4 protein-coding genes are annotated in these 5918 nt (G+C 66.7%); 1 reads left to right on the top strand and 3 read right to left on the bottom strand.

Annotated elements, in window-relative coordinates; genetic code table 11:
- Positions 1-1015: penicillin acylase family protein (locus VK533_RS11435; RefSeq protein WP_324377712.1), on the bottom strand; the 1015-nt coding region annotated here is incomplete at its 3' end.
- 46 nt (positions 1016-1061) lie between these two features.
- On the opposite strand from VK533_RS11435, the gene VK533_RS11430 reads away from it, so the two are divergent.
- Complete coding sequence (locus VK533_RS11430; protein WP_324377710.1) at positions 1062-2309, top strand: amidohydrolase family protein; 1248 nt, start codon at positions 1062-1064, stop codon at positions 2307-2309.
- A 47-nt stretch (positions 2310-2356) separates the two neighbouring features.
- Here the strand turns inward: VK533_RS11430 and VK533_RS11425 are convergent, their stop codons facing one another.
- Positions 2357-3760, bottom strand: a complete 1404-nt coding sequence (locus VK533_RS11425; protein ID WP_324377708.1) for an efflux transporter outer membrane subunit — start codon at positions 3758-3760, stop codon at positions 2357-2359.
- Positions 3757-5918, bottom strand: a 2162-nt coding sequence (locus VK533_RS11420; protein ID WP_324377706.1) for an efflux RND transporter permease subunit, incomplete at its 5' end; no start/stop codon positions are given. The genes VK533_RS11420 and VK533_RS11425, both read right to left, overlap by 4 nt.

The following is a 5918-nucleotide window of genomic DNA, read 5'->3' as shown; positions in this document are numbered from 1 at the left end:
TCATCTTGCCGCCGCGCGCGGCGACGATCGGCCCGTGCTGGGTGCGGAAGGTGACGAGGCTGAAATTGGCGAGGCTGCCGTCGGGCTTGCGGTAGCGGATTGTGATCGGGACCATCGTCATCGGCCGATATTGGCGGCCATACTGATAGAAAAGGTTGCCGCCCTGGCGCTCGACCGTCTCGGCGAACTCGTCGATATTGTCGACGCCGGACGAGGTGTGCATCCAGCCGATGTCCGGGTTGAAGCCCTGATAGATGAAGAACTGGCCCCAGGTCGACGCGCCATAGGCGTTGAGGCCCTGGCTGCTCGTCATCTGCAGCTCGGAGCGGAAATAGAAGCTGGTGTGGGGATTGATCAGCAGCAAGGCATGGCCGCCGGCGGTCTTTTCGGGCGCGATCGCGATCCCGTTCGATCCGCGCGGTTCGCGCGCCTCCCGGCCGGTTTCGAGCGCGGTCTTCGGCTCGAACATGCCACCATAGAAGCCCTTGAGCTCGGTCAGCGAGATGCTTTCGATGTCGCCGCCGATGCTGCCCTCGGTGAAGCTCAAGGCCATCCATGGTTCGAAATGGGTGAGCACCTTGGGACGCACGTCCGGGTGGGTGGCGAGATAGTAATTCAGCCCGTCGGCCCAGGCGTCCATCAGCGCGCGTAGCCATGTCGGGCTTGAGCGGTAGCGCTCCTGGAGGTCGGCGGGGTCGACGTAGAGGCGCTGGCGCACGTCGGCCCAGATCGCGCCTTCGCCCTCGGCTTCGGCGGTACGGCCGAGCGCGGTCAGGTAATTGGCCTCGATCCGCCCGAAATCGTCCTCCGCCTGGGCATAGATCGCGCCGAACACCGCGTCGGCATCGCTGCGGCCGACGACATGGGCGATGCCCCAATCGTCGCGCGTGATCGTGACGCGCTGCGCCTCGGCCTGGAGACGGGGGATATCGGCGGGTTGTGCGACTGCCGATGTGGCCAGCAATGCTCCGAGGAGCGGGATCAGCTTGCGGAGCCCGGGCGTCGCTTTATCCATGCACATTGTATCGCGCGCGCGGAGGCGGGCGGCAAGGGAGGCGGAGATGCGCAAAGGCTTGCTGGTTCTGATGCTGATGCTCGGCACCTCGGCGCATGCGGCCGACCCCGCGATCCTGCTGCGCGGCGCTTTATTGTTCGACGGGGCGGCGGCGCATTCCGGCTGGGAGGTGCTGGTCGAAGGCGACCACATCGCCGCGGTCGGGCCGCATCTGGCGACACCGGCAGGCACGCGCGTGATCGACCTGCCCGGCGACACGATCATGCCCGGCATGATCGAAGGCCACGGCCATCTGTTCCTCCATCCCTATAACGAGGCGAGCTGGGACGATCAGGTGCTGCACGAGCCGCTCGCGGTCCGCACCGCACGCGCGATCGTGCATGCGCGCGACACGTTGCTGGCGGGCTTCACCAGCGAGCGCGATCTCGGGACGGAAGGTGCGGGGTTCGCGGACGTCGGACTGAAGCAGGCGATCGACCAGGGGATCGTGCCGGGGCCGCGCCTTATCGTCGCGACCAGGGCGATCGTGGCCGAGGGCGCTTACGGCCCGAAGGGCTTCGAGCCGGGGGTGAAGATCCCGCAGGGCGCGCAGGAGGTGAGCGGGGTCGACGACATGGTCCGCGCCGCGCGCGACCAGATCGCGGCCGGCGCCGACGTCGTGAAGATGTACGCCGATTATCATTATATGCCCAAGGAGCCGAGCCGCGCGACCCTGACCGAGGCGGAGCTGGCGGCGGGGGCGGCGACCGCGCACGATGCCGGACGGATTGCGGCGGTCCATGCCGCCACCGCCGAAGGCATGCGCCGCGCGATCGCGGCGGGGGTCGACACGATCGAGCATGGCTATGGCGGCACGCCGGAGATCTTCAAGGCGATGCACGACAAGGGCATCGCGCTCTGCCCGACTTTGGCGGCGTCGGACGCGGTGTCGCGCTATCGCGGCTGGACCGGGCAGGAGCCCGCGCCGCCCGCGGTCGAGGAAAATCGCCGCAGCTTCAAACTGGCGCTCGCGGCGGGCGTGCCGATCTGCATGGGCGGTGACGTCGGCGTGTTCCCGCATGGCGAGAATATGCGTGAGATGGTGCTGATGCAGCAGGCGGGTATGCCGGCGATCGCGGTGCTGATCGCGGCGACGTCGGGCAATGCGCGTATATTGCATTTGCCCGACGTGGGTTCGCTCAAGGCGGGGCTGCTGGCGGATATCGTCGCGGTCGAGGGCGATCCGACGCGGGATGTCGGGGCCGTGAAGGCGGTGAAGCTGGTGATGAAGGGCGGGGTGGTCGTGCGGCAGTAGTGCGGGCCTGGATTGCTTCGCCGCTGCGCGGCTCGCAATGACGAATTCTAGTGGGAGCGCAGCCCTCCGCCGAGCGCGCGGTAGAGTTCGACCAGGTTGGAGGCGGCATCGAGCCGCGTCTGCACCAGATTCTGCTGCGCCGCGTAAAAGGTCCGCTGCGAATCCAGGGTGGTCAGGAACGGATCGACGCCCGAGCGATAGCGCGCGTCGGACAATTTGTACGCGGTGCCCGCCGCCTCGACGCGATTGGCGCGTGCGGTCAGCTGCTCGTCGATCGTCCCGCGTTCGGCGAGCGCGTCGGCGACCTCGCGGAAGGCGGTCTGGATCGCTTTCTCGTAGGTGGCGAGCGCGGCGTCGCGGCTGGCCTTGGCGTAGCGCAGATTGGCGGCGTTGCGGCCGAAATCGAAGATCGTCTGGCTAGCGGCCGGCGCCACCTGGTAGGTGTAATTGCCGTGGTCGAACAGGCCCGACAACCCGCTGCTGAGCGTGCCGGCGAGTGCGGTCAGCGAGATTTGCGGGAAGAAGGCCGCGCGCCCCGCGCCGATATTGGCATATTGCGCCTTCAATTGGTCCTCAGCCTGCAGCACGTCGGGCCGCCGCAGCAGCACGTCCGAGCTCAGCCCCGCGGGAAGATCGGCCAGGGTGAAGCCATGGTCGTCCAGAGCGGTCGGCAGCAGGTCGGCGGCGACGGTAGTGCCGACGAGCAGGTTGAGCGCATTCTGGTCGCGCGCGATCTGCGTCTGGAGCGCGGCGATGTCGTAGCGCGCCTGCTCGTAATTGGTCTGCGCCTGGCGCACCTCGAGTTCCGAGATCACGCCATGGTCGAACTGGGCAGTGGTCAGATCGACCGTCTGGCGGAAGCTTTCGAGCGTGCTCTGCGAAATGCGGAGCTGGTCCTGATCGGCCGCCATGGTGAGATAGGCCGACGCGATCTCGGAAATCAAAGTGATCCGGGTCGCACGCGCACCTTCCTCGGTCGCGAGATATTGGTCGAGCGCGGCTTTGGTCAGGTTGCGCACGCGGCCGAACAGATCGATCTCGAACGCCGAGAAGCCGGCATCGACCGAATAGATATGGCTGGTGCGGCCGACGCCCGGCACCGTCTGCGCGCTCGACCCGCGCGCATAGGTTGCGCCCGCATTGGCACCGATCGTCGGCAAGAGGTCGGCGCGCTGGACGCGATATTGCGCGCGCGCCTGTTCGACATTGGCGAGCGCGACGCGCAGATCGCGGTTGTTGGCGAGGCCGGTCGCGATCACCTGGCGCAGCGCGGGATCGACGAAGAAATCCTGCCAGGCAAGATCGGGCGCCTGCGTCGCGGGCGTCGCCGCGACGGGATAAATTCCGCCGCTCGGCAGGCTCGCCGGCGCGGGCAGGCCGGCGCGGTTATAGTGCGGTGCGAGGTCGCAGCCGGCGAGCAGCAGGGCCGTCAGGGGGAGGAGCCGCTTCATGCCTCGGCCTCCGTCCCATCGCCATTCTTCTCGTTGCGGCGCGCGAACAGGCTGCGGACCGCGACGAAGAACATCGGTACGAAGAAGATGCCGAACACGGTCGCGGCGAGCATGCCGCCGACCACCGAACGGCCGATCGCATTCTGCCCTCCCGAACCCGCGCCGGTGGCGATCGCGAGCGGGAACACACCGAACACGAAGGCGAAGCTGGTCATCAGGATCGGGCGCAGACGCAGCCGCGCGGCGGCGACCGCGGCGTCGAACGCGTTCATGCCTTCGCGCATCCGTTCCTCGGCGAATTCGACGATCAGGATAGCGTTCTTGGCCGACACGCCGATCGTGGTGATCAGGCCGACCTGGAAATAGATGTTGTTGTTGACGCCGGTCAGCGTCGCCGCAAGCACCGCGCCGAACACGCCCAATGGCACCACCAGCATCACCGAGACCGGCACCGACCAGCTTTCGTACAAGGCGGCGAGGCACAGGAAGACGATCAGCAGCGACAGCCCGTAGAGCATCTTGGCCTGCCCGCCGGCCAGCCGTTCCTCATAGGACAGACCGGTCCATTCGAAGCCGGTGCCGGGCGGCAGCTTGGCCTGCAATTCCTCCATCGCCTTGAGCGCGGTGCCCGAGCTCTGGCCCGGCCCCGGTACGCCCAGCAATTCCATCGCGGGCACGCCGTTATAGCGGTTCAACTGAACCGGCGCGGCCTGCCAACGGGTCGAGGCCAAAGTGGAGGCAGGTACCATCTGGCCGCCGGTGCCGCGCACGTAGAAGGAGGCGAGGTCGTCCGGCGCCATCCGGTAGGGCGTATCCGCCTGGACGAAGACGCGTTTGACGCGGCCGCGATCGATGAAGTCGTTGATATAGGCGCTACCCCACCCGGCCGAGATGGTGCTGTTGACATCGGCGATATCCACGCCGAGCGCCTGCGCCTTGTCCTGGTCGACATCGACCTTGAGCTGCGGCTGGTCAGGCAGGCTGTTGGGACGGAGCCCGGCGATGCGCGGATCCTTCGCCGCCATGCCGAGCAATTGCCCCTGCGCGGCGACCATCCGATCATGGCCGATGCCGGCGACGTCGGTCAGCTCGAAATCGAAGCCGGTGGCATTGCCCAATTCCTGCACCGACGGCGGGATGATCGCGAAGATAAGCCCGTCGCGGAAGCTGGAGAAGGCGCCCATCGCGCGGCCCGCAATCGCCATCGACTTGTTGGCCGAGCCCTTGCGGTCGTTCCACTCCTTGAGGCGGACGAAGGCGAGGCCCGCATTTTGCCCCTGGCCGGTGAAGCTGAAGCCCGAGACGGTGAACACGCCTTCGACATTCTTGCCTTCATCCTTGAGGAAGTGATCGCGCACCTGGGCCAGCGCGGCATCGGTGCGCGCGGCGGTCGCGCCCGGCGGCAGATTGACCAGCGCGAAGGCATAGCCCTGATCCTCGTCGGGCAGGAAGCCGGTCGGCAGCCGATAGAACAGGAAGGCCAGCCCGGCGCAGATGATCGCGAACACGACGAAGGCGCGCACGCGGTGATGCTCCACATAACGCACGCTATTCTGGTAGCGATCGGCGTTGCGATTGAAGTGCAGGTTGAACCAGTCGAAGAACCAGCCGAACAGCCGGCCGAACAGCTCCGATTTCGCCTTCCGTTCCTTCTGCTCCTTCGTCTCGAGGATCGTCGCGCAGAGCGCGGGCGTCAGGATCAAAGCGACCATCACCGAGAGCGCCATCGCCGAGACGATCGTGATCGAGAATTGGCGATAGATCACGCCGGTCGAACCGCCGAAGAAAGCCATCGGCAGGAACACCGCCGCCAGCACCATCGCGATGCCGACCAGCGCGCCGGTGATCTCGTCCATCGATTTGCGGGCGGCTTCCTTGGGCGACAGGCCCTCCGTCTCGATCAGGCGCTCGACATTCTCGACCACGACGATCGCGTCGTCGACGAGCAGGCCGATCGCCCGCACCATGCCGAACAAGGTTAGCGTATTGATCGAATAGCCGGCGATGTAGAGCACGGCGAAGGTGCCGAGCAGGACGACCGGCACCGCGATCGTCGGGATGATCGTCGCGCGCCAGTTCTGCAGGAAGATGAACATCACGACGAAGACGAGCACCACCGCCTCGATCAGCGTGTGCACCACCTGCTCGATCGAGAGGT

It is taken from the genome of Sphingomonas sp. (genome assembly GCF_035317925.1).
GTDB lineage: Bacteria > Pseudomonadota > Alphaproteobacteria > Sphingomonadales > Sphingomonadaceae > Sphingomonas_I.
This window is presented reverse-complemented; position numbering and strand designations above follow the sequence as displayed.

What these genes read in the sequence shown, in the direction of transcription:
- VK533_RS11430 (WP_324377710.1), top strand. Translation starts at nt 1,062, where the DNA reads ATGCGCAAAGGCTTGCTGGTTCTGATGCTGATGCTCGGCACCTCGGCG.
- VK533_RS11425 (WP_324377708.1), bottom strand. Translation starts at nt 3,760, where the DNA reads ATGAAGCGGCTCCTCCCCCTGACGGCCCTGCTGCTCGCCGGCTGCGAC.